18 protein-coding genes are annotated in these 22,776 nt (G+C 73.1%); 12 read left to right on the top strand and 6 right to left on the bottom strand.

Going from position 1 to position 22,776, the window contains the following annotated elements:
* The first annotated feature begins 39 nt into the window (after positions 1-39).
* From ACH4NX_RS22315 to ACH4NX_RS22300, 4 genes are all read left to right on the top strand, one after another.
* Positions 40-576 (top strand): HNH endonuclease, encoded by a 537-nt coding sequence (locus ACH4NX_RS22315; RefSeq protein ID WP_351387786.1) that lies wholly within the window; start codon positions 40-42, stop codon positions 574-576.
* 361 nt (positions 577-937) lie between these two features.
* Positions 938-1,243 (top strand): hypothetical protein, encoded by a 306-nt coding sequence (locus tag ACH4NX_RS22310; RefSeq protein WP_351387788.1) that lies wholly within the window; start codon positions 938-940, stop codon positions 1,241-1,243.
* A 9-nt stretch (positions 1,244-1,252) separates the two neighbouring features.
* Positions 1,253-3,355 carry a 4-alpha-glucanotransferase gene (malQ, locus tag ACH4NX_RS22305; RefSeq protein ID WP_398128643.1) on the top strand — a complete coding sequence of 701 codons (2,103 nt, stop codon included), beginning with the start codon at positions 1,253-1,255 and terminating at the stop codon, positions 3,353-3,355.
* A 72-nt stretch (positions 3,356-3,427) separates the two neighbouring features.
* Positions 3,428-3,709, top strand: coding sequence for a hypothetical protein (locus ACH4NX_RS22300; RefSeq protein ID WP_351387791.1), 282 nt, complete (start codon positions 3,428-3,430; stop codon positions 3,707-3,709).
* Between the two features lie 99 nt (positions 3,710-3,808).
* Here the strand turns inward: ACH4NX_RS22300 and ACH4NX_RS22295 are convergent, their stop codons facing one another.
* Positions 3,809-4,330 carry a MarR family transcriptional regulator gene (locus ACH4NX_RS22295; RefSeq protein WP_351387794.1) on the bottom strand — a complete coding sequence of 174 codons (522 nt, stop codon included), beginning with the start codon at positions 4,328-4,330 and terminating at the stop codon, positions 3,809-3,811.
* Between the two features lie 126 nt (positions 4,331-4,456).
* Between ACH4NX_RS22295 and ACH4NX_RS22290 the strand changes: the two genes are divergently transcribed.
* The 3 genes from ACH4NX_RS22290 to ACH4NX_RS22280 are packed head-to-tail and all read left to right on the top strand — an operon-like array spanning position 4,457 to position 7,412.
* On the top strand, positions 4,457-5,407 hold the full coding sequence (locus ACH4NX_RS22290; RefSeq protein ID WP_398128644.1) for an EamA family transporter: 951 nt from the start codon (positions 4,457-4,459) through the stop codon (positions 5,405-5,407).
* Positions 5,408-5,451: 44 nt separating this feature from the next.
* A complete protein-coding gene (locus ACH4NX_RS22285) occupies positions 5,452-6,402 on the top strand; it encodes a DMT family transporter (RefSeq protein ID WP_398128645.1) in 951 nt (316 codons plus the stop codon).
* 29 nt (positions 6,403-6,431) lie between these two features.
* Positions 6,432-7,412: a LysR family transcriptional regulator gene (locus tag ACH4NX_RS22280; protein ID WP_398128646.1), complete on the top strand. Its 981-nt coding sequence runs from the start codon at positions 6,432-6,434 to the stop codon at positions 7,410-7,412.
* A gap of 3 nt (positions 7,413-7,415) precedes the next feature.
* Here the strand turns inward: ACH4NX_RS22280 and pepN (ACH4NX_RS22275) are convergent, their stop codons facing one another.
* Positions 7,416-10,004, bottom strand: coding sequence for an aminopeptidase N (gene pepN, locus ACH4NX_RS22275; protein ID WP_398128647.1), 2,589 nt, complete (start codon positions 10,002-10,004; stop codon positions 7,416-7,418).
* 112 nt (positions 10,005-10,116) lie between these two features.
* On the opposite strand from pepN (ACH4NX_RS22275), the gene ACH4NX_RS22270 reads away from it, so the two are divergent.
* A complete protein-coding gene (locus tag ACH4NX_RS22270) occupies positions 10,117-10,632 on the top strand; it encodes a DUF1203 domain-containing protein (protein ID WP_351387803.1) in 516 nt (171 codons plus the stop codon).
* Here the strand turns inward: ACH4NX_RS22270 and ACH4NX_RS22265 are convergent.
* Positions 10,629-11,645, bottom strand: coding sequence for an aspartate-semialdehyde dehydrogenase (locus tag ACH4NX_RS22265; RefSeq protein ID WP_351387805.1), 1,017 nt, complete (start codon positions 11,643-11,645; stop codon positions 10,629-10,631). The two genes, ACH4NX_RS22270 and ACH4NX_RS22265, sit on opposite strands and share 4 nt — an antisense overlap.
* 357 nt (positions 11,646-12,002) lie before the next feature.
* Between ACH4NX_RS22265 and ACH4NX_RS22260 the strand changes: the two genes are divergently transcribed.
* Both ACH4NX_RS22260 and ACH4NX_RS22255 read left to right on the top strand, forming a co-directional pair.
* Complete coding sequence (locus ACH4NX_RS22260) at positions 12,003-12,533, top strand: sigma-70 family RNA polymerase sigma factor (RefSeq protein WP_351387808.1); 531 nt, start codon at positions 12,003-12,005, stop codon at positions 12,531-12,533.
* A 1-nt stretch (position 12,534) separates the two neighbouring features.
* Positions 12,535-13,281 (top strand): hypothetical protein, encoded by a 747-nt coding sequence (locus ACH4NX_RS22255; RefSeq protein ID WP_351387810.1) that lies wholly within the window; start codon positions 12,535-12,537, stop codon positions 13,279-13,281.
* A 74-nt stretch (positions 13,282-13,355) separates the two neighbouring features.
* On the opposite strand, the gene ACH4NX_RS22250 is transcribed toward ACH4NX_RS22255, so the two are convergent.
* Positions 13,356-16,664 (bottom strand): S8 family serine peptidase, encoded by a 3,309-nt coding sequence (locus ACH4NX_RS22250; protein ID WP_398128648.1) that lies wholly within the window; start codon positions 16,662-16,664, stop codon positions 13,356-13,358.
* 250 nt (positions 16,665-16,914) lie between these two features.
* On the opposite strand from ACH4NX_RS22250, the gene ACH4NX_RS22245 reads away from it, so the two are divergent.
* Together ACH4NX_RS22245 and ACH4NX_RS22240 are read left to right on the top strand one after the other, a co-directional pair.
* Positions 16,915-17,400, top strand: coding sequence for an NUDIX domain-containing protein (locus ACH4NX_RS22245; protein WP_398128649.1), 486 nt, complete (start codon positions 16,915-16,917; stop codon positions 17,398-17,400).
* Between the two features lie 110 nt (positions 17,401-17,510).
* Positions 17,511-18,647: a serine hydrolase domain-containing protein gene (locus ACH4NX_RS22240; protein ID WP_398128650.1), complete on the top strand. Its 1,137-nt coding sequence runs from the start codon at positions 17,511-17,513 to the stop codon at positions 18,645-18,647.
* Positions 18,648-18,733: 86 nt separating this feature from the next.
* Here ACH4NX_RS22240 and ACH4NX_RS22235 read toward each other — a convergent pair whose 3' ends face one another.
* Together ACH4NX_RS22235 and pepN (ACH4NX_RS22230) are read right to left on the bottom strand one after the other, a co-directional pair.
* The gene (locus tag ACH4NX_RS22235; RefSeq protein WP_398128651.1) at positions 18,734-19,837 is read right to left on the bottom strand and encodes a hypothetical protein; all 1,104 of its coding nucleotides are present in this window, start codon (positions 19,835-19,837) and stop codon (positions 18,734-18,736) included.
* Between the two features lie 213 nt (positions 19,838-20,050).
* Positions 20,051-22,639: an aminopeptidase N gene (gene pepN, locus ACH4NX_RS22230; protein WP_398128652.1), complete on the bottom strand. Its 2,589-nt coding sequence runs from the start codon at positions 22,637-22,639 to the stop codon at positions 20,051-20,053.
* Between the last annotated feature and the right edge of the window lie 137 nt (positions 22,640-22,776).

The following is a 22,776-nucleotide window of genomic DNA, read 5'->3' as shown; positions in this document are numbered from 1 at the left end:
GGCGCGAGCCACGCGCCGCCGGCGTACAAGGAGGCATCCGTGCCGCATGTCCTGGTTCTCAACGCGTCGTACGAGCCACTCGGCGTCGTACCGCTCCGCCGCGCGCTCGTCCTCGTCCTCGAGAACAAGGCCGTATGCCTTGAGGAGTCCGGCGCCTATCTGCACAGCGCGACCGTCACCGTGCCCGCACCCAGCGTGGTCCGGCTCAAGCGGTTCGTGCGGGTCCCCTACCGGGGGCCCGTCCCGCTCACCAGGCGGGCGCTCTTCGCCCGCGACGGGGGGCGCTGCATGTACTGCGGTGCCGCCGCCACCAGCGTCGACCACGTCATCCCGCGCAGTCGCGGGGGCCTGCACGCGTGGGACAACGTGGTGGCGTCCTGCCGCCGCTGCAACCACGTCAAGGCCGACCGCCACCTCGGCGAGATCGGCTGGCGCCTGCGCCACAAACCCGCCCCGCCCACCGGTCTGGCCTGGCGCATCATCGGCACGGGCCACCGGGACCCGCGCTGGCTGCCGTACTTGCAGCCGTACGGCGCGGAGGACGCGATGGCCCGGATCGACGGCATCTCCGCCTGACGGTCCGGGCCTTCGCGTACGCCGGGCCGGGCCTCTGTCCGCCGTGGGCTCCCGCATCCGCCCGCCCCATGTGGGCGGCGCGCTGGGCCGGCAGGTAGGCGCTCACCTGATCCTCGCGAGGAGGCCCCGGCGTCGACGACGCTCGCCCGCGTGACCGGTTTGCGTGATCTCCGAACGGGTTAGGTGACTGTTCTGTCCGCATTCGAAGCGAGTTCACCGGGATGGAGTGTGACCAGCGGCACGTTGTCGGCGCTGGGGCGTCTGACCTCGCGCGGACTGGGTAGGGGCCTGCCGTAACCCGCCAAAAGCGTGCTCGACAGAAGTCGACGAATCTCGACGAAGTTCTACGAAGGAGACCCCCGTGGTTGCACTGGCACCGCTTCTGCTCCCGGCCCCGTCCAAACCCGTGGCGGAGCCGTCCAGCCCATGGGCGGAGCCCTCCGCCGCCTCCGACACCCCGCACTACTGCGTCTTCGGCGCCACCGGCAGCTGCGCCGAGACCCCGCTCACCAGCGAACCGCCGCTGCCCGACGCCGAGCCCCTCACCAGCGAGTCGCCGTTCGCCGACGCCGTACCGCTGACCAGCGAGTCCTCGCCCGAACTCACGGCGGACGTGCCGGAGCAGGGCGGCCCCTCCTTCGCCGTCCCGGAACCCACGAGGTCGTAGAGGTCACAGATGCCAGCAGCCAGGCCGGCCGAGCCCCCCACCGAGGACCTTCCCGAGGATCTGACCCGGCTCGCCGCCCTGCACGGCGTCGCCACCTCCTACAGCCCGTCCCCGGACCGCACCGTCGCGGCCTCGGCCACCGCCGTCACCCTGGCCCTGGCCGCCCTCGGCGTGGACACGAGCACCCCGCAGGCCGTACGCGCCGCGCTCGCCGCCCGTGAGAGCGAGCTGCGCGAACGCCTGCTGCCGCCCACCGTGGTCGCCCGGCCCGACGGCGGGACGCCGGCCGCCCTGGCCGCTCTCCCCGAGGGCACCCGGCTGCGCGTCGACACGGAGCAGGGCGAGACGTGTGCCGGCACCGGGCCGCTGCCGCCCGGCGTCCACCGCCTGACCGCCACCGCGCCCGACGGCCGGACCGCCCGCGCCCACCTGATCGTCGCGCCCGCCGGGCTGCCCGTGTTGCCCACACGCTCCTACGGACTCCTCGTCCAGCTCTACTCCCTCCTCTCCCGACGCTCCTGGGGCATGGGCGACCTCGGCGACCTCGGCGAACTGGCCGCCTGGGCCGGGCGCGACCTCGGCGCCGGATTCGTCCAGGTCAACCCGCTGCACGCGGCCGTGCCCGGCGCCCCCACCGACCCCTCCCCGTACCGGCCCTCCTCCCGTCGCTTCCCCGACCCCGTGCACCTGCGGATCGAGGACGTGCCCGAGTTCGCGTACGTCACCGACCACGCGCGCGTCCGGGCCCTCACGGAGCGGGCCGGGCGGCTGCGCGAGGCCGTACTGGAGAAGGACGCCCTGATCGACCGGGACGCCGTGTGGGAGCTCAAGCGCGCGGCCCTCGAAATGCTGTGCGAGGTCCCTCTCGGGCCCGGCCGCCGCGCCGCCTACTGCGACTACCTCGCCGAACAGGGCGGCGCGCTGGAAGACCACGCCACCTGGTGCGCGCTCGCCGAGGTCCACGGCTCCGACTGGCACCAGTGGCCCGAGGGGCTGCGCGACCCCCGTTCGGCCGACACCGACCGTGCCCGCACCGAGCTGAGGGACCGCGTCGACTTCCACTCCCGCCTGACCTGGCTCACCGACACCCAGCTCACCGCCGCGCAGCTCACCGCCCGAGAGGCCGGCATGCCGGTCGGGATCGTCCACGACCTCGCCGTGGGCGTGCATCCGCGAGGCGCCGACTCCTGGGCGCAGCGGGAGTACTTCGCCGCCGGCATGTCGGTGGGCGCGCCGCCCGACGCCTTCAACGCCCGGGGCCAGGACTGGGGCCTGCCGCCCTGGCGCCCCGACCGGCTCGCCGAGACCGGCTACACACCCTTCCGGAGCCTGCTGCGAGGCCTGTTCCGCTACGCCGGGGCCCTGCGCATCGACCACGTCATGGGCCTGTTCCGCCTGTGGTGGGTCCCCGAGGGCCACCCGCCCACCGAGGGCACCTACGTCCGCTACGACGCCGAGGCCATGCTCGCCGTACTCGTCCTGGAGGCCACCCGGGCCGGCGCCGTGGTCATCGGTGAGGACCTGGGCACCGTGGAGCCCGGCGTACGCGAGGCGCTGCGCGAAAGCGGGGTGCTCGGTACCTCGGTGCTGTGGTTCGAGCGCGACTGGGCGGGCGACGGCCGCCCCCTGCCGCCCGAGCGGTGGCGCGCCGACTGCCTGGCCACCGCCACCACCCACGACCTGCCGTCCACCGCGGCCCGCCTCACCGGTGAACACGTCGAACTCCGCGACCGCCTCGGCCTGCTCACCCGCCCGCTGGAGGAGGAGCGGGCCCAGGCGTCGGCGGACACCGCCGAGTGGCTGGAGGTACTGGCCCGGCTCGGCCTGCTGCACGGCACCGGCGGCGACACCGGCGGCCCTTCCGAGGAGGCCGGCATCCAGGCCGTCCACCGCTTCCTGCTGCGCACCCCCGCCCGCATGGCCGGCATCTGGCTCCCGGACGCCGTGGGCGACCGACGCCCGCAGAACCTCCCCGGCACCTGGGACCAGTACCCGAACTGGCGCCTGCCCGTCGCCGACGCCGAGGGCCGCCCCGTGACCCTGGAGGACCTGGCCCTCTCCCCCAGGCTGCACGCCCTGATCGACGCCGTACGGGACCGCGCCGACGGCTGAGCGGCACGTACCCGGGCCCTCGTACGGCACCCCGGGCGCGCGCCCGCTCCGGCCGTTCGCTAACTTTGCACCGTGGACAAGAAGAACGCCCTGCGCGCCGGCGCCCTGGCAGCCGGTACGACGCTGATGATGCTGCTCATGTCGTCCCCCGCGCTCGCGCTGACCCGCGACGACGGCGACGACCCCGGTACCGGTCTCAGCGTCATCGAGACGGTGGGCCTGTTCGTCGTGGCCCCGATCGCGCTGTTCGTGGTCATCACGGCCCTGGTGATGGTTCTGGACAAGTCCAAGGAGGAGCACCGCGTGACCTCCCGAAACATCAGGACCAAGGCGAAGGCCGACGCCAAGGCCTGACGGCCCGCCTCAGCTTCACCGAGGGCGCCGGTCCCACCGCACGTGCGCGCGTCAGCGCGTGTACGGGCGGGGGACCGGCGCCCTCGGCGCTTTCCCCGCCTACTTCTCGGTTCCGGCGAGGAGATCCCGCAGCAGGACGGCCAGTTGGCCCGCCCGTTCGTCGTCGAGGACGGACAGGGCCTCCGTCTGGACGGCCAGTCCCGCGCCGACGGCCTCGTCGATCAGTTCCAGCCCCCGGTCGGTGAGCGTGACCTGAAGTCCCCGCCGGTCGTGCGGGTCGGGGGAGCGGCGCAGCAGTCCGGCCCGTTCGAGCTTGTCCAGCCGGCCGGTCATGCCGCCCGTGGTGAGCATCAGGGTGGCCGAGAGCTGCCGGGGGGAGAGCGTGTAGGGCTCACCGGAGCGGCGCAGGGTGGCCAGGGCGTCGAACTCCCCGCGGGAGATCCCGAAGCGCGTGTACGCCTTCTCCATCCGGTCGCCCATCGCGCGCGCGAGCCGGAAGACGCGACCGAACACCTCCATGGCGGCCGTGTCCAGGTCGGGCCGCACCTCCGCCCACTGCTCGATGATCGCGTCGACGGGGTCCTTGCGCGGCTCGGGGCGCTGTCCGGGGCGTTCAGTCATGGCACGAGTATCGAGGCCGGGCATGTTCGGTCGCAAGAAAGTAGCTTGCCGTAAACTTGCTTAGGACTAAGCTACTATCTACCGAGCTTCCCGGCTTCGCCTCCGCCTCCCGGAAGGGGGCCCGCCATGCCCGCCGGCCGTCCCGCCCTCATCGCGCTCACCGCCCTGGCGCCCGTCTCCTGGGGCACCACCTACGCCGTGACCACCGAGTTCCTGCCGCCCGACCGGCCGCTGTTCACCGGGCTGGCGCGCGCCCTGCCTGCCGGTCTGCTGCTGCTCGCCCTCGCCCGGGTGCTGCCGCGCGGCACCTGGTGGTGGAAGGCGGCGGTGCTGGGCGCGCTGAACATTGGGGCCTTCTTCCCGCTGCTGTTCCTCTCCGCCTACCGGCTGCCGGGCGGGACGGCCGCCGCGGTCGGCTCGGTCGGCCCGCTGTTCGTCGTCGGGCTCTCGGCGCTGCTGCTCGGACAGCGGCCCACCGTCCGGTCCGTGCTCACCGGCGTCGTCGCCGCGACCGGCGTCAGCCTGGTGGTGCTGGAGGCGGCCGGGGCACTGGACGCGCCCGGCGTGGCGGCGGCCCTCGCGTCCACCGCCTCCATGTCGGCCGGCACCGTGCTCACCAAGCGGTGGGGCCGCCCCGACGGTGTCGGCCCGCTCGCGCTCACCGGCTGGCAGCTGACCGCCGGCGGCCTGCTCATCGCGCCGCTCGCCCTCCTGGCCGAGGGCGCCCCGCCCGCCCTGGACGCCCCGGCGGTCGGCGGCTACCTCTACCTGGCCCTGGCCAACACGGCGCTGGCGTACTGGCTCTGGTTCCGCGGCATCGGACGGCTCTCCGCCACCCAGGTCACCTTCCTCGGCCCGCTCTCCCCGCTGACCGCCGCAGTCGTCGGCCGGGCGGCGCTCGGCGAGACGCTGACGCCGGTGCAGCTGGCCGGCATGGCGCTGGCGTTCGGGGCGACGACCGCGGGACAGCTCGTGTCACGGGCGCGGACGGCCGAGCCCTCCGCACCTTTCAGTTCTCCTTCAAGGAACGGTCGAAAAGATTCGATGGACCTGACGGGTCCGGCACTGCGACGGTAGACCGGCAGGACCACCGTGACCGTCGCCCCGCCGAGAGGACCTCCGTGGCCGTAGCCGACCGCCGGACCAACACTCCCGCACCCACTCCCGCCGTCGGCCCGGCCGCCCCCGTCGGCCCCGCTGCCCCCGTCGCCCTCGGAATCGGGCTCGCCGTACTCGCCACCCTCGTCTGGTCCGGCAGCTTCGTCACCTCCCGCGCCCTCGGTGACAGCGTGCCCCCCGTCCAGCACGCCTTCTGGCGCTGGGTGGTGGCGCTCGCCGTCGTCGCTCCCTTCGGCGCCCGGCGGGCCTGGCGGCAACGGGCGCTGATCCGGCGTCACCTCGGCTTCGTCCTCCTCGCCTCCCTGCTCGGCGTGACCGTCTACAACACCCTGGTCAACCAGGCCGGAGTCACCACCCCCGCCGCCAACATGGGCATGATCATGGCGGCGTCCCCGGTGCTGATGGCGGTCTTCGAACGGGCGGGCGGCGTACGGCTCGGCGCCCGCCGGGTCGCCGGGCTGCTCATCGCCTGCGCGGGCGTGCTGCTGCTGGTCGGAGGCGGGGCGTCGTTGTCGGCCGGCGACCTGTGGATGATCGCCGCCGCCTGCTGCTTCGGGTCGTACAGCGCGCTGCTGCGCCGCAGGCCCGCCGGTCTGGACGGAGTCGGGTTCCTCTTCACCACGTTCCTGTTCGGCACCGTCCTGCTGCTGCCCGCCCAGGGCGTAAGCCTCGCCGTCCAGGGCGGCTTCAGCCCGGCCCCGGGCAACGTCCTGCCGCTCCTCTACGTCGGCGTGGCCTCCTCCGCGGTCGCCTTCTTCGCCTGGAACAAGGCGATCTCCCTGATCGGTCCCTCCCGGGCCGGGGTCGTCTACTACCTCCAGCCGGTGTGCGTCGCCCTGCTGTCCTGGGCCCTGCTGTCCGAGCCGACCGGCTGGGCGCAGGCCGGGTGCATGGCGCTGATCCTCGGCGGCGTCGTCCTCGGTGCCGCCTCGGGGGCCGGGCCGCGTCGGTGACGAGGGCGGTCCGCGGATAGGTTGCCGCCATGGCCGACTGGGACATCCGCAAGCTGCGCATCCTGCGGACGCTGCGGGAACGGGGCACGGTGACCGCGACGGCCGAGGCGCTGCGCATGACGCCGTCCGCCGTGTCGCAACAGCTGACGAACCTCTCCAGGCAGCTCGGGGTGGAGCTGCTCCAGGCCCAGGGCAGACGGGTCCGGCTGACGGACGCGGCCCGCCTGGTGCTGCGGCACGCCGAGGCGGTGTTCGAGCAACTGGAACGGGCCGACGCCGAGTTGGCGGCCTACGTCCACGGGGACGCCGGCGAGGTGCGGGTCGGCGCCTTCTCCACCGCCGTACCCGCCCTCGTCGTACCGGCCGTGACCGCGCTGCGGGCGACGCACCCGCGGATCGCGGTGCGGGTGCGGGAGGCCGAGGCGCAGGAGGCGTACGAGCTGCTGGCCGCCGGGGAGGTGGACCTCGCGCTGTCGCTGGCCGCGCAGGCGCCGAGCGCCGTCGACCCGCGCTTCACCCGCGTCCCGCTCCTCACCGACCCGCTGGACGTCGCCCTGCCCGGCGACCACCCGCTGGCCCGCGCGGACGGGCTGCGGCTGGCCGAGCTCGCCGCCGAACCGTGGATCTTCGGGGGCAGCGGGCCCTGGTCCGACATCACGCGAGCAGCGTGCGAGACGGCAGGGTTCCGGCCCCACCAGGGCCACGCGGCGGCCGGCTGGACGGCGATCCTCGCGATGGTGGAGGCGGGCATGGGCGTGGCCCTGGTGCCGCGCATGGCGGCCGTGCCGCGGGACGGGGTCGTCATGCGCGAGCTGCGCGCGGACCGCCCCGTGCGGCACGTGGTCGCGGCGGTGCGCAAGGGGGCACAGGAGAGTGCGGCGGTGGGCCGGGTACTGGACGCCCTGCGCACGGCCGCGACTCCCACCTCCGACGGCCCGCGGGCGCCCTCCGACGGCAAAGGGGAGGGGGCGCCCGGCGCGACGAGCACCGGACGCCCCCCGGAGAGGTAGCGCCTACTCGCCGGAGGCGGCCGCGTCCGCGGCCTGCGCCTTCAGCGCGCGCTCGACGCCCGAGCGGGACTCCGAGACCAGCCGCCGCAGGGCCGCGTTCGGCTCGGCGGAGGACAGCCAGGCGTCCGTGCGGTCCAGGGTCTCCTGGGACACCTGCACCGCCGGGTACAGGCCGATGGCGATCTGCTGAGCCATCTCGTGCGAGCGGGACTCCCAGGCGCCCTTGAGCGCCTCGAAGTACCGCTCCGTGTACGGCGCCAGCAGCTCACGCTGGTCGGTCTGGACGAAGCCGGCGATGACCGCCTCCTGCACGGCGTTCGGCAGCTTGTCGGATTCCACGACCGACTCCCAGGCCTCCGCCTTGGCCGCCTCGGTCGGACGGGCGGCCCGCGCGGTGGCGGCGTGCCGCTCACCGGCGGCGGTCCTGTCCCGCTCGTACTCGCCCGCGATCTCCGACCCGCCGAACCGGCCCACGGCCGCGAGCCGCTGCACGAACGTCCAGCGCAGCTCGGTGTCGACGGCCAGGCCCTCGATCGTCGTCGTGCCGTCCAGCAGTGCGTCCAGCAGGTCCAGCTGCTCCGGCGTCCTGGCCGTGGCCGCGAACGCGCGCGCCCACGCCAGCTGGTGGTCGCTGCCCGCCTCGGCGGCCCGCAGATGGGCCAGCGTGGCCTCCGTCCAGCGGGTGAGCAGCGCCTCGCGGGCGGTCGGGGCGGCGTACTGGTCGATGGCCAGCTTCACCTGCCGGTGCAGCGACTGCACCACGCCGATGTCGGACTCCTTGCCGATGCCGGACAGCACCAGCGCCAGGTAGTCGCGGGTCGCGAGCTCCGCGTCCCGGGTCATGTCCCACGCCGACGCCCAGCACAGGGCGCGCGGCAGCGACTCGGTGAAGTCGCCGAGGTGCTCGGTGACGACGGCCAGCGACTGCTCGTCCAGTCGGACCTTGGCGTACGACAGGTCGTCGTCGTTGAGCAGCACGACCGCCGGGCGGCGCTTGCCGACCAGCTGCGGTACGGCCGTCAGTTCGCCGTCGACGTCCAGCTCGACGCGCTCCCCGCGCACCAGCTTGCCGTCCGCGTCGAGGTCGTAGGCGCCGATCGCGATGCGGTGCGGGCGCAGCGTCGGCTCGCCCTTCGCGCCGACGGGCAGGGCGGGGGCCTCCTGGCGGATCGCGAAGGCCGTGATGACCCCGTCCGCGTCCGTCTCGATCTCCGGGCGCAGGACGTTGATGCCGGCCGTCTCCAGCCACGCCTTCGACCAGGTCCTCAGGTCGCGGCCGGAGGTCTCCTCCAGGGCGCCCAGCAGGTCGGACAGGCGCGTGTTGCCGAACGCGTGCCGCTTGAAGTACGCCTGCACGCCCTTGAAGAACGCGTCCTCACCGACGTACGCCACGAGCTGCTTGAGCACCGAGGCGCCCTTGGCGTACGTGATGCCGTCGAAGTTGACGAGCACGTCGTCCAGGTCGTTGATGTCCGCCATGATCGGGTGCGTGGACGGCAGCTGGTCCTGCCGGTACGCCCAGGTCTTCATCTGGTTGGCGAACGTCGTCCACGAGTGCGGCCACTTCGAGCCGGGCGCGTCGGCCTGGCAGGCGGCCTCCGCGTAGGTGGCGAACGACTCGTTCAGCCACAGGTCGTTCCACCACTCCATGGTGACCAGGTCGCCGAACCACATGTGCGCCAGCTCGTGCAGGATCGTGGCGGCCCGCACCTCGTACGCGGCGTCCGTCACCTTCGAACGGAACACGTACTGGTCGCGGATGGTCACCGCGCCCGCGTTCTCCATCGCGCCCGCGTTGAACTCGGGCACGAACAGCTGGTCGTACTTCGCGAATGGGTACGGGTAGTCGAACTTCTCCTGGAACCACTCGAAGCCCTGCCGGGTCACCTCGAAGATGGCGTCCGAGTCGAGGTGCTCGGCCAGCGAGGGACGGCAGTAGATGCCGAGCGGGACCGACTGGCCGTCCTTCTCGTACACGCTGTGCACGGAGTGGTACGGGCCGACGATCAGCGCCGTGATGTACGACGAGATGCGCGGGGTCGGCTCGAAGACCCAGACGTTGTCCTGGGGCTCAGGGGTGGGCGAGTTGGAGATGACCGTCCAGCCCTCGGGCGCCTTCACGGTGAACTGGAAGGTCGCCTTCAGGTCCGGCTGCTCGAAGCTCGCGAAGACGCGCCGCGCGTCCGGCACCTCGAACTGCGTGTACAGGTAGGCCTGGTCGTCGACCGGGTCGACGAACCGGTGCAGCCCCTCGCCGGTGTTGGTGTACGCGCAGTCGGCGACCACGCGCAGGATGTTGCGTCCCGGCAGCAGCCCCGGCAGGGCGATGCGGGAGTCCTGGAACACCTCGGCGGCGTCGAGGGAGTCGCCGTTCAGCGTCACCTCGTGGACCGTCGGCGCGACCAGGTCGATGAAGGACTCGCCGCCGCTCCCGTCGCCGGTGTCCGCGACGTCGAAGCGCACCGTGGTCACGGACCGGTAGGTGCCGCCCTCCTGCGCGCCGGTGAGGTCGAGATCGATCTCGTACGAGTCAACGGTCAGCAGCGTCGCCCGCTGCCGCGCCTCTTCGCGAGTCAGGTTTGTGCCAGGCACGCGGTCATCTCCTCGTTATGTGTGGGTTGCGCCATCCTTCCACGTGGCCCGTACCCGACGCGATGTCCATTTCCCGCCGGTGCGCGGGCCGGGCGGGCGCGAGCCTGGGTTCATGCAGCACTACACCGCACGGCCGATCCCGCCGTCCGCCCTGAAGGAACTGCGCACCACCGACGACGCGGGCCGCGTACCCGCCCCGTACACCGACGACGAGGGCGGGGCGCCTCTGCGCTGCTGCCTGCGCCGCAGCACGCCGGGGGAGAGGATCGCCCTGGTCTCCTACGCCCCGCTGCGGCGCTGGGCGGCCGGGACGGGCGCCGACCCGGGCGCGTACGACGAGCGGGGGCCGGTCTTCGTCCACGCCGACAAGTGCGCGGGGCCCGAGGCGGACGGCCTCGCCTTCACGAACGCGCACCGCGTCCTGCGCCGCTACTCGGCCGACGGGCGCATCCTGGGCGGGCGGCTGGTCGAGGGCGCCGGCGCCTTCGCACCCGCGCTCCGGGAAGCGCTCGACGACCCGGCCGTGGCGTTCGTCCACGTCCGGGCCGTCGAGTACGGCTGCTTCCTCTACGAGGTGAGGCGAGGCCAGTCCCCGGGCCCAGCCCTGGGTCCCGGCCCTGCGGACTAGCCCTTCAGCTCCGCCGCCACCAGCTCCGCGATCTGCACCGCGTTCAGGGCCGCGCCCTTGCGCAGGTTGTCGTTGGAGACGAACAGGGCGAGGCCGTTGTCCACGGTCTCGTCCTGGCGGATACGGCCCACGTACGACGGGTCCTGGCCGGCCGCCTCCAGCGGGGTCGGCACCTCGGTGAGCGCGACGCCGGGGGCGCCGGCCAGCAGCTCCTTGGCGCGCTCCACGCTGATCGGGCGGGCGAAACGGGCGTTGATCTGGAGGGAGTGGCCGCTGAAGACGGGCACGCGCACGCAGGTGCCGGACACCTTCAGCCCCGGGATCTCCAGGATCTTGCGGGACTCGTTGCGGAGCTTCTGCTCCTCGTCCGTCTCGTGCAGACCGTCGTCCACGATGGAGCCCGCCAGCGGCAGCACGTTGTACGCGATCGGCGCGACGTACTTCTCCGGCTTCGGGAACTCGACCGCCGCACCGTCGTGGGCGAGCTTGGGCGCGTCCGCGCCGACCTTCTGGACCTGCTCGAACAGCTCGTCCACGCCGGCCACGCCGGAGCCGGACACGGCCTGGTAGGTGGCGACGACCAGCGCTTCGAGGCCCGCCTCCGCGTGCAGCGGACGCAGGACCGGCATCGCGGCCATCGTCGTGCAGTTCGGGTTGGCGATGATGCCCTTGGGGCGGTCGGCGATCGCGTGCGGGTTCACCTCGGAGACGACCAGCGGGACCTCGGGGTCACGGCGCCAGGCGGAGGAGTTGTCGATCACGACGGCACCCTGGGAGGCGACCTTCTCGGCCAGCGCCTTCGAGGTGGCGCCGCCCGCGGAGAACAGCACGATGTCCAGGCCCGAGTAGTCGGCGGTGGCCGCGTCCTCCACCGTCACGCCGTCCAGCTCCTTGCCGGCGCTGCGGGCGGAGGCGAACAGGCGCAGCTCGGTGACCGGGAAGTCGCGTTCCGTGAGGATTCCGCGCATGACCGTGCCGACCTGACCGGTGGCTCCGACGATTCCGACCCTCACGGTGACTCCTTCTCCGTTTGTGCGCGTGTCTTCACGCGCGCTTTGCTCGGCCGAGACTTTTCCATCATGGGGCGAAGTCCGGCCCGCCTGTCCAGTTCTTTGCGCGGGATGCCCGCACCCTGGGACGCGGCGGCTCGCACAGCGGGCGCGGTCCTTTGCTGGAAACCCCTGCTGAGCTGCAGGAATTCACCTCCACCGGGCCTCGCGCCGCAAGCTGTGCTGTTCCGGCCCCTGCCCATCCTTTCCCGCCCCACACGACGATGTGACGTACGCCTCGCACCACGGGGCCGCCGGCCGGGCGAACGTTTCGGGCCCCGCCGGCGTCGTAGGGGAAACGTGGCTGGGGGAGGGGTGGCTGTGCTGCGCGGAAAGGCCCGCCGCGGGCAGGGGGACGGCGTACTCGACGACCCTCTGGACGCGGCTCAGGAACGCCGGGTGCGGGCGGTGCTCGCGCTGGGCGGGGTGCCGCAGGCGGACCTGCCGGACGGGGTGCAGCAGGTCCGCCTGCGGCTGCTGGAGCGGACGGCGAGCGGACGGGAGGCGCCGCGCGACGTGTCCGCGTGGGCGGCGGTCGTCGCCTCCAACCTGGCCATGGACTGGCACCGGGCCAGGCGCCGCCAGGACCGGCTCGGCGAGCGCCTGGCCGCGCTGCGCCAGTCCGAGCAGCCCTCCGGCGAGGAGACCAGTCTGCTCTCCCTCGCCGTGGCCCAGGGCCTGGACGAGCTGCCCGACGCCCAGCGCCAGGTCCTGGTCCTGCGTTTCTTCGCCGACCTGCCGGTGCGCGGCATCGCCGAGGAGCTCGGCGTCCCCGAGGGCACGGTCAAGAGCAGGCTGCACACGGCGGTACGGGCGCTGCGGGCCCGCCTGCACGAGGACGAGGTGGTGTGAGATGGCCGCCGAACAGCAGCCCGGTGCGCACGACGCGCTGATGGCCGCGATCACGGGCGAGCCGCTGCCCCCCGGAACGGGCGCGGACAGGGACGCCGGTGCCGATGCCGAGTACCGGTCGGCGGTGGCCGACGTGGCGCTGCTGCGGGAGCAGCTGGGGATCATCGGGCGGTCGCTGGGCGAGCCGCTTCCCGGCCCCGGGGTCCGCCCGGTGCGGGAGCCCGCTCGCCGCCCCCGGCGCCGTCCGCTCGCCGTCGCCTTCGGCGCCCTCGCGGTGGCGTGCGCCGGCGTGCTGGTGACGGGGCTCGGCTGGCTGGTGGCGCAGGGCGGGAACGGGGCCGAGGACGCGGCGAGCGGCAAGGCCGCGGCGAGCGACGGGCAGGCGGACTCCGCCGAGTCCGGTGGCGTCGCCTTCGGCAGCCCCCGCTACCTCGCCTGCGCCCGTCTGGTGGCCGAGGGCACGGTGACCGGCGCGGAGACGGTGCCGGGGGCCGGGCGGCACCGGATCACCCTGGACGTGACCCGCTCCTACAAGCCGCGGGAACGTCCCGGGAAGGCGGGCGAGCGGATCACGTTCGTCCTGGACGACACCACCGCCCGGCTCGCCGTGGGCGACCGCGCGCTGATCGGCGTCCCCGTGCACGGTGACAGCCCGGACGTCGTGGTCACCGGAGCGGAGGCCGTCGCCGCCGAACGCGCCTGGATCACCGCGTCCCTGCCCCGATCCCGCGCCCTCACCTGCGACTGACCCCCGGCACGCGGAAAGGGCGGGCGCCCCGCGGAGCGCCCGCCCTTTGGGGCCTGCCCCAGCACCGCACCGGACTACGGCACGACCGTGCCGATCCGTACGCTGCCGAGGCCCGCGGCCGTGCCGTGGGCGTTGACCAGCTGGACCTGCCCGAAGAACTCACGGCCCTCCGGAGCGGCGGCCAGCGCCGTGACGCTGCCCGAGACCGTCGCGGAGTCGCCCGTGCCGAGCTCGACGGGAGCCGAGCCGTCCACGGTGACCGAGCCGAGGGACGCGGCGAAGTACACGTCCCGGTAGTCGTACTCCGTCGTGCCCGACGGCACCGAGTAGCCCACGACCTCGACGGTGTAGGTACCGGCGGCCGGCTTCGGCACGGAGACCGACTCCTGAGAGTCGCCGTCGGCGGACTGGCCGACGACGTTGCCGTCCTTGTCGTAGACCGTCAGGTCCAGGTCGGAGGCCGTGTCGGAGACGCCCCCGATGGCCACGTCCAGCGACTCGGCGCCCTCGGGCACCTCCACCGTGGAGGTGGTGGTCCCACCCTGCTCGATCGACGGGCGGGACGTCTCGGCCGAGCCGAGCGGGCCGCCGACGAGCTGGCCCTCGATCGGGCCGTACTGGTTCGTCACCTTCCAGGAGGCGTCGGCCGGGGTGCCCACCTTCGCCTCGGGCACGGTCACGACCTCCGGGTCGAAGGTGGCGCCGAGCACGGTGACGTCCAGCTTGTACGGGTTGTCCAGCAGCGGCGAGGTGCGCCGCGACTCGACCTCGATCTCCCAGACGCCGGGCTGCGGGTCGGCGTACGCACGCACGTCGGGGCGGCAGCCGTTGCCGTCGAGGTAGTTGTTGTAGCAGTACGGGGTGGACGTGTTGTCGACCGGGACGCCGTACGGGTGGAGGGCGATGAACCGGGTCTGGCTCCCGTCCTTCAGCCCGCTCATCGCCACCTCGAGCGACTTCGCGCCCTCGGGGACGGTCACGAAGTACGACTCGGTGTCGTTGCGCTGCACGGAGTCCTTCGCGGAGAAGTCGTACTCCAGCGGGGCCGAGGCCACGACCGTGGTCAGGACCAGCTTGTCGGTGCCCTCGGTGCGCGGGTCATCGACCTCGAGGATCGCGCTCTTGAGGCCCTCGGAGCGCGGCTTGGCCTGCACCTTGACGGTCACCGGCTCGTTCAGCGGCAGCCGCACCTCGTCGGAGCCGACGATGCGGAAGGTGCGCCCGGCGTTGTTCTCGAAGTGCAGCTCGTGCCGGATCGCGCGGTCCTCGCCGGAGGTGCGGGTGAGCGTGATCTCGTACGTCTTCTTCTCGCCGGCCTCCAGGCCGCCCTCGCGGTCGTAGAGGCCGGTGCCGTGGCCCGGGGTCTTGAGGAACTGGTCGATCGCGGTGTCGACCGGCGCCTTGACCGTGTACTCGTGGGCGGTGGCGCCCTTGCGGATCGACCGCCAGGCGTCGGGGATGTTGATCAGGCCCGCGCCCTCCTCGTACGCCTGCACGCCCTTGATGTGGTCGGCGGTGGAGGTCAGCGCCGTGCGCAGCTTCGCCGGGGGCAGGTCGATGTCCGCCTGCTTCGCCGCCGAGAGGAGCAGCGCCGAGGCGCCGGCGGCCTGCGGGGAGGCCATCGAGGTGCCCTGGAGCATGCCGTAGCCGGCCGGGAGGTCGTAGCCCGCCTCCGGGACCGGGGCGCCGGGCGCCCAGGTCTGGATGGTGTTGACCGCCGCGCCGGGCGCGGTCAGCGTCGGCGTGAAGCCGCCGTCCTCACGCGGGCCGCGCGAGGAGAACGGCATCATGGCGTACTTGGTCTTCACCGCGGAGCCGTAGTTGGCGGCCCAGGTCTCGCGGGAGATGGACGCGCCGACCGAGATCACCTTGTCGGCCAGCGACGGGTCGCCGATGGTGTTGGCGCCGGGGCCGGAGTTGCCCGCGGAGATCACCAGCTGGACGCCGTAGGTGTCGATGAGGCGCGTGTACAGCTCGGCGCGCGCGTTGTTGCCGTCGTTGAGCGCGGGCAGGCCGCCGATCGACATGTTGACGATGTCGACGCCGCGGTTGACGACGAGGTCGATCATGCCCTCGGTGAGCGCGACGTTGGTGCAGCCGCCGCTCCAGGTGCAGGCGCGGGACGAGACGATCTTCGCGCCCGGGGCCGCACCGTCCATCCGGCCGCCGAACAGGCCGTTGGCGGCGGCGAGTCCGGCCACGTGCGAGCCGTGCGAGCCCTCGATGACGCCGATGTTGACGAAGTCGGCCTTCGCGCCGGCCGCGTCGAGGACGACGTCCTCGCGGATCTCGACGACGAACGGCTGGCGCTCGGCCACGTCCGTCTCGGGGTCGTCGGTGCCGAAGTACCCGATCTGGAAGCCGTCCTTGTACGGCTTCATCGGGGTGTCGTCGGCGAAGTCGTGGTTGTCGTTCAGGTCGACGCGGACCGTGCCGGCCTGCGCGTCGTAGAGGACGCCCCAGGAGTCGGTGGTGTCGCCGTCCCGGTTGGCGTCGCCGCCGGCGTCACCACCGGTGGTGTACGACTCCAGGAAGGTGCTGACCTGGTACGAGCCGGCGGGCGCCGTCCACGTCTCGCCGCCGTAGGTGAAGGTGGGTCCGGAGACGGAGGTGGTCATCGGGCGCCAGGTCCGGTCGCCGTCGACGACCGGGTCGGTGGCGGTGACCCAGTCGACGATCTTGCGCTCGCCGGTGGTGGTCTTCTGCAGCGCCGGGTGGGCGAGGTCGACGCCCGAGTCGAGGACGCCGATGGTGACGCCGCGGCCGTCCGCCTTCGGGTACTTCTTCACGAAGTCGACGGCGCCCGTCTCGAAGGACGGGTTGTACGGGTTCTCGGCGGGGGTCCGGCGGTCCGGCGCGGGGTAGGCGCGGCCCTTGTGGTGCGTGGCGCCCTTCGCCCGGTCCGCGCCCGGCGTCGGGTCGTCCAGCGGGATCTCGTCGCGCAGGTCGATGCCGTGCACGGAGGAGAGCTTGGCGGCGGCGGCGATGGCCGAGTCCGCCTTCGCGGTGGGGACGGTGGCGCGGACGTAGCCGAGCTCGTCGTAGGTCCGGCCGACGGAGCCGCCGCCGACCGCGTCCAGCTTCTTCGCCACCTGCTCGGTCTCGCCCGGCGCGGTGGCGACCATCATCGTGACGTTCTTCGTGCCGTCGGCCTTCGCCTCGGCGAGCAGGTCGGCGTCGTGCGAACCGAGCTTGTCGTGCGCGGACTTGACGGAGGCGCCGGCCGGGGCGTCGACGGGGGGAGTCGTCCCCGGACCGTCGGCGGCCAGGGCCACGGGTATCGGTCCGACCGCGCAGAGCGCGGCGACGAGGCCCGTGGCCACGGCCATGCGGGCCGCGCGTCTCGCGCCCGGTATCGGTTCGCGCTGGGGGCTGTGGGTCATCGGCATCCCTTGTAGGTGAGGGAACGTGCGAGAACGACCGGGTCCGATCGGTCCCGGCCGGAGCAGTCCGGAATCCGATCCCGGACGACCGCTCAGCTTTACGCAAGGGTTCACTGTTTGGGGAGAGTTGTCCGTGACGGGATGGAGTCATGGCGTACTTCCGCCATACGCCACCGGGGACACAAGGGGCGGGCTGTGACAATCCTGTGAGCCGCGCCGCACCCGGCGCCCGGCGGGCTAACGTCTCGGAGTGCGCCGAAAGCTGAGGGTGGCGGCCTACGCCATATGCGTTCGTGACGGACAGGTCCTGCTCGCCCGCTCACCGGGCCCCGGCAAGGTCCCCGAGTGGGTGCTGCCGGGCGGCGGCACGGAACACGGCGAGGACCCCCACGACACCGTGGTGCGCGAGGTCGAGGAGGAGACCGGCTACCGCGTCGAGCCCACCGCCCTGCTCGGCGTCGGCTCCCACCGCGTCACCCGCCCGAGCCGCGTCGGGCCCGGAGGGTTCCTGCGGCGGACCACCGACCATCACGCCGTACAGCTCGTCTACGAGGTCCGGGTCACCGGCGGTGACCTGCGGTTCGAGGTCGGCGGCTCCACGGACCTGGCGGCCTGGCAGGACCTGACCGCCGTCCGGGGGCTCACCAGGGTGCCGATGGTCGACATCGGCCTGCGGCTGTGGCGGGAGAGGCCGCGGTCGGGACGGGTGGAACGCCCGCGGGCCGAGGAGGGCTGAATCGCGCTCAACCGTCCCGGGGGGCGGCAACCTTCACACCGCCCGTCCGGTCCCTCCCCCCGACCGAGCAGGACAGAGAACGCACAGGACACCGGACGATGGGGGAAGACATGACCGCACGCGTACGAACCACCCTGGTCACGGCCACCGCCGTGGCACTGTCGCTGGCGGTGGCGGGTCCCGCCGTGGCGGCGCCCGGCACCGGCGGCCACGACGCGACCCGCCGCGCCATGGAGGCCGCGGTCGAGGACGGCGTGCCCGGCGTGACCGCGAGCGCCCGGGACGGACACCGCACGTGGTCCGGGACCGCCGGGGTGGGCGACCGCAGGACCGGCGAGCCGCGTTCCGAGCGGGACCGCTACCGGGTCGGCAGCATCACCAAGACCTTCGTGGCCACGGTCCTGCTCCAGCTGGAGGCCGAGGGCCGGCTCTCGCTGGACGACACGGTGGACGAGTGGCTGCCGGGCGTGGTCGAGGGCAACGGCCACGACGGCGGCCGCATCACTTTGCGCCAACTCCTCAACCACACCAGCGGCGTCTACGACTACACGGTCGACGAGGAGTTCACCCGCACCTACTTCGCCAAGGACGGCTTCTTCGAGCACCGCTACGACACGGTGACACCGCGGGAACTGGTGGAGATCGCCACGGCCCACGAACCGGACTTCGCGCCGGGCACCGATTGGAACTACTCCAACACCAACTACGTCCTGGCCGGCATGGTGATCGAGGAGGTCACCGGTCGCCCGTACGGCGACGAGGTGCGCCGCCGCGTCATCGAGCCGCTGAAGCTGCGCGCCACGTCGGTGCCGGGCACCAGGGTCTCCATGCCGGAGCCCAGCAGCCGTGCCTACTCCAAGCTGGCCAGGACGGACACGGGGCCGACGTACGACGTCACGCGGCTCAACCCGTCCGTCGCCGGTTCGGCGGGCGAGATGATCTCCAGCTCCGCCGACCTGAACCGCTTCTACACCGCGCTGCTCCGCGGCAGGCTGCTGCCCGCCGAGCAGCTGGCCGAGATGACGACCACGGTCTCCGTGGAGCCGGGCGCCGGCTACGGCCTCGGCCTGATGAAGCGGGAACTCGACTGCGGAGTGACCGTCTGGGGCCACGGCGGCGGCATCCACGGCTCCTCGTCGGAGGCGGTGGCGACGGAGGACGGCCGGCACGCGCTCGCCTTCAACTTCAACGGCGACTGGTCGGGCGACAGCAAGGCGGTGATCGAGGCGGAGTTCTGCGCCGAGTAGACCCGCCGTGCACGAGGAGGGGCTCCGGCACAACGGTGGCCCGGTGGCCCCTCCTCTCCCCTCCTGGCGACCGCTCCGGTCCGTCACTACCGGGGCAGCGCCACGACGTACGCGGCGGGTTCCCGGTCCCCGGCCGCCATCAACGCCGTACGGACGACGGTCGCCTGGTGTTCCGGACAGTCCCGCAGCCCGCGCGGGGTGAGGTGCACGACCGTGATGCCCAGCCGTTCCAGGTGCTCGCGCTTGCGGGCGTACTCCGCCCAGAGCGCGTCGTCCTCCCGCTGCCGGTGGGCGCGGGTGTCCAGCTCCAGCGCCACCGAGTGCTCGGGCCAGAAGGCGTCGACGGCGCCGAGGCCGGGGCCGCCGGGCAGGCGCAGATCGACGTTCCAGACCGGTTCCGGCAGGCCGTGCTCGCGCACCATCCGGTACAGGCGCTGCTCGGCCAGCGCCCGCCCCTCGGCGACCAGCGAGTCCACTGCGTCCACCACGTGCGGGCGGCTGAGCAGCCGGGCCCGGTTCAGCTCCCGTACCACCGAGGCCGGTTCGCAGTGCCCCCCGCGCACCGCCTCCGTCAGCAGCCGGCGGACGGCGCCCGCGTCCGCCAGCTCCGCCACCGCGTCGGCCAGGGCCCGCGCCACCGGAGCCACCGGAACGCCGGTGACCCGCACGGAGGTGGGCAGCGCGGTCGTGCGGACGATCCGTGCGCAGCCCGTCGTACGCAGCCGGCGCAGTCGGGGGACCAGGACGTCGATGACGTCCAGGGACGGCAGCGGGGGAGCGGCGGCGAAGCCGTGCAGCGTCAGCGCGGCCAGGCCCGTGATCATCGCCTCCGCGTAGGCGGGGACGGGCGGCGTCTCCTCCGGGCCCGGCTGGACCGGTACCGAGGCGGTCACACCGACCGGGACACCGGCGGCCGCACCGCCGTTCCCGCCGCCGTTTACGGCGACGGTCCGCTCCCGTGCCGCGTACAGCAGCACCGCGTGCAGGCGCTCTTCACTGGTCGGCGGGCCCTGGTGGAGCAGGACGACGTCCGGGAGGAGCTGCTGCCAGGGCCCCCCGGGCCGGCACTGCTCGCCGGTCTGGGCGGCGGAGACACCGTGCGCCCGCAACTGAGCGGCCGTCATCAGCCGGCGCCGGCCGACGGCCAGGTGGTGGAGCGGGCGGGGGGAGAGCGGGGTGTTGTGCGTCATGACCGGGGACTTTCCCGTGTCCGATCCGTCCTTTAACCCCTGTTACAAGTCCATCGCCAAACCCGGACAGGCTCGCCCTGAAGGACGGGTGTTCGGATGGTGAAAACCCCTGGTCCGCCGGGTGCGGACCAGAGGTTACGGCTGCTGTTGACTGAATTCCGTAACAGTGACGGAACGCCCAATCATTGGCCATGGATGGGGGTGGGGCGGGGGCTAGCGTCCGGCGGCCGCCGACGCCGCGTCACACGCCTGGCCGCGCAGCGCCCGCGCCAGGTCGTCCCGTGCCTCCAGCACCAGCCGGCGCAGCGCGGGCGCGGCGTCCTCGTGCGCGGACAGCCACGCGTCCGTCGCGTCGAGCGTGTCCTGGGAGTCCCGCAGGGACGGGAACAGACCCCGGACCACGTCCATCCCGATCTGGATCGACCGCTCGGCCCACACCCGCTCGATCACCGCGAAGTACTTCTCGGCGTACGGGGCGATCAGCTCCCGCTGCGAGGCCTGCTCGAAGCCCGCGATCGTCGCCTCCACCAGGGCGTTCGACAGCGCGTCCGACTCCACGACCTGTGCCCAGGCCTGCGCCTTCACCGCCGCCGACGGGCGGGCCGCCAGGCAGCGCACCTGGTGGCGCTTGCCGGAGGCCGTGTCGTCACGGGCCAGCTCGGCGGCCAGCACGCCCTCGTCGGCGTCGCCGTGCGCGGCGAGCGGCCCGAGGAACGCCCAGCGCAGCTCCTGGTCCACGTCCAGGCCGTCGACCTTCTCGGTGCCCTCCAGCAGCCCGCGCAGCAACCGCAGCTCCGCCTCGTCACAGGCCACCGCGGCGAAGAACCTCGCCCACGCCAGCTGCTGCTCGCTGCCCGGCACCGCGTCCCGCAGTTCCCGCAGCGCGCCCTCGCCGAGCAGCCGGCCGCCGGCCCGACGCCAGTCGGGGGCCACGTAGTGGGTCAGCGCCGAGTCCGCCCAGGCGTGCAGCATCTGGAGCACGCCGATGTCCGACTCGCGCCCCGCGAACCGCAGCACCAGGCCGACGAAGTCCCGCGCCGGGAGCAGCGCGTCCCGGGTCATGTTCCACAGCGCCGACCAGCACAGGGCACGGGCCAGCGGGTCGGTCAGCGCTCCCAGGTGGTCGCGCAGCGTCGCCAGCGACGTCTCGTCGAAGCGGGTCTTGCAGTACGTCAGGTCGTCGTCGTTGACCAGCACCAGCTCGGGCGCCTCGGCGCCGGCCAGTTCCGCCACCACCGTGCGCGGCCCGTCGACGTCCACCTCGGCGCGCGCGTACCGCTCCAGGGAGCCCTCGCCCGTACGCCGGTACAGGCCCACCGCCACCCGGTGCGGGCGCAGTTCGGGGTGCGACTCGGCGGCCTCCTGCACCACCGCCAGTTCGTCGACGCGGCCCTCGGCGCCCAGCAGCACCTGCGGGGTCAGCGAGTTGACGCCCGCCGTCTGGAGCCAGGAGCGCGCCCAGGCCGCCATGTCGCGCCCGCTGGTCTCCTCCAGCACCGACAGCAGGTCGGCGAGGCGCGTGTTGCCGTACGCGTGCCGCTTGAAGTAGCGCCGGGCGCCCTCCAGGAACGCGTCCTGGCCGACGTACGCCACCAGCTGCTTCAGTACGGAAGCGCCCTTGGCGTACGTGATGCCGTCGAAGTTGAGCTTGGCGTCCTGGAGGTCGCGGATGTCGGCGGTGATCGGGTGCGTGGAGGGCAGCTGGTCCGCGCGGTAGGCCCACGCCTTGCGGCGGTTGGCGAAGGTGATCCAGCCGTCGGTGAAGCGGGTCGCGCCGACCAGCGAGAAGGCGCCCATGAAGTCGGCGAACGACTCCTTCAGCCAGAGGTCGTCCCACCACTCCATGGTGACCAGGTCGCCGAACCACATGTGCGCCATCTCGTGCAGGATGACGTTGGCGCGGCCCTCGTAGGACGCCCGCGTCACCTTGCCCCGGAAGACGAACTCCTCCCGGAAGGTCACCAGTCCCGGGTTCTCCATCGCGCCGAGGTTGTACTCGGGCACGAACGCCTGGTCGTACTTCCCGAAGGGGTACGGGTAGTCGAAGTGGTCGTGGAAGAAGTCCAGGCCCTGCTTGGTGACCAGGAAGACGTCGTCCGCGTCGAAGTGCGGGGCCAGCCCCTTGCGGCACATCGCGCCGAGCGGGATCTCCAGCCGCGTACCGTCCTCGAACACGCGCTCGTAGGAGTCCGTCACGTAGTGGTACGGACCGGCGACGACACACGTGATGTACGTCGAGATCGGCTTCGTCCCCGCGAACCGCCACACGCCGTCGGCGTGTTCGCCGGCGCCGTTGCTCCACACCGTCCACTCCTCGGGCGCCCGCACCTCGAAGCGGAAGGGCGCCTTGAGGTCCGGCTGCTCGAAGCCCGCGAAGACCCGGCGGGAGTCGGCCGGCTCGTACTGGGTGTACAGGTACACCTCGCCGTCCTCGGGGTCGACGAAGCGGTGCAGGCCCTCGCCGGTGCGGGAGTAGGCGCACTGGGCGTCGACGACCAGCTCGTTGTCGGCGGCCAGGTCCTCCAGGGCGATCCGGGAGCCGTCGAAGACCTCGCTCGGGTCGAGGTCGCGGCCGTTGAGGGAGAGGGCGGTGACGCTCGGTGCGACCAGGTCGGCGAAGCTGCTCGCGCCGGGTTCGTTGCAGCGGAAGCGGATCGTGGTGACGGACCGGAAGGTGCGCGGGCCGTCGCCCTGGGCGTCACCGATGGCCGAGCGCACGTCGAGGGACACCTTGTACCCGTCGACGGACAGCAGGGCGGCCCGCTCCCGGGCCTCGTCGCGGGACAGATTCTCACCGGGCACGGGCGGCACTCCCTCGGATGGTGTTCAGTATGCGGACAGCACCGATCCTGCCACGTGCCCCTGACGCGCGGCAGCCGGGAAGGGCCGGGAAGAAGCGGCAGGAGCCGGGGCGGACCGGGAATGGCCGGAGGGACCGG

The sequence above is a fragment of the Streptomyces sp. NPDC017225 genome, assembly GCF_044331465.1.
In the GTDB taxonomy this organism is placed as follows: Bacteria; Actinomycetota; Actinomycetes; order Streptomycetales; family Streptomycetaceae; genus Streptomyces.
This window is presented reverse-complemented; position numbering and strand designations above follow the sequence as displayed.

What these genes read in the sequence shown, in the direction of transcription:
- malQ (WP_398128643.1), top strand. Translation starts at nt 1,253, where the DNA reads ATGCCAGCAGCCAGGCCGGCCGAGCCCCCCACCGAGGACCTTCCCGAG.
- ACH4NX_RS22295 (WP_351387794.1), bottom strand. Translation starts at nt 4,330, where the DNA reads ATGACTGAACGCCCCGGACAGCGCCCCGAGCCGCGCAAGGACCCCGTC.
- ACH4NX_RS22290 (WP_398128644.1), top strand. Translation starts at nt 4,457, where the DNA reads ATGCCCGCCGGCCGTCCCGCCCTCATCGCGCTCACCGCCCTGGCGCCC.
- ACH4NX_RS22280 (WP_398128646.1), top strand. Translation starts at nt 6,432, where the DNA reads ATGGCCGACTGGGACATCCGCAAGCTGCGCATCCTGCGGACGCTGCGG.
- ACH4NX_RS22270 (WP_351387803.1), top strand. Translation starts at nt 10,117, where the DNA reads ATGCAGCACTACACCGCACGGCCGATCCCGCCGTCCGCCCTGAAGGAA.
- ACH4NX_RS22255 (WP_351387810.1), top strand. Translation starts at nt 12,535, where the DNA reads ATGGCCGCCGAACAGCAGCCCGGTGCGCACGACGCGCTGATGGCCGCG.
- ACH4NX_RS22250 (WP_398128648.1), bottom strand. Translation starts at nt 16,664, where the DNA reads ATGACCCACAGCCCCCAGCGCGAACCGATACCGGGCGCGAGACGCGCG.
- ACH4NX_RS22240 (WP_398128650.1), top strand. Translation starts at nt 17,511, where the DNA reads ATGACCGCACGCGTACGAACCACCCTGGTCACGGCCACCGCCGTGGCA.
- ACH4NX_RS22235 (WP_398128651.1), bottom strand. Translation starts at nt 19,837, where the DNA reads ATGACGCACAACACCCCGCTCTCCCCCCGCCCGCTCCACCACCTGGCC.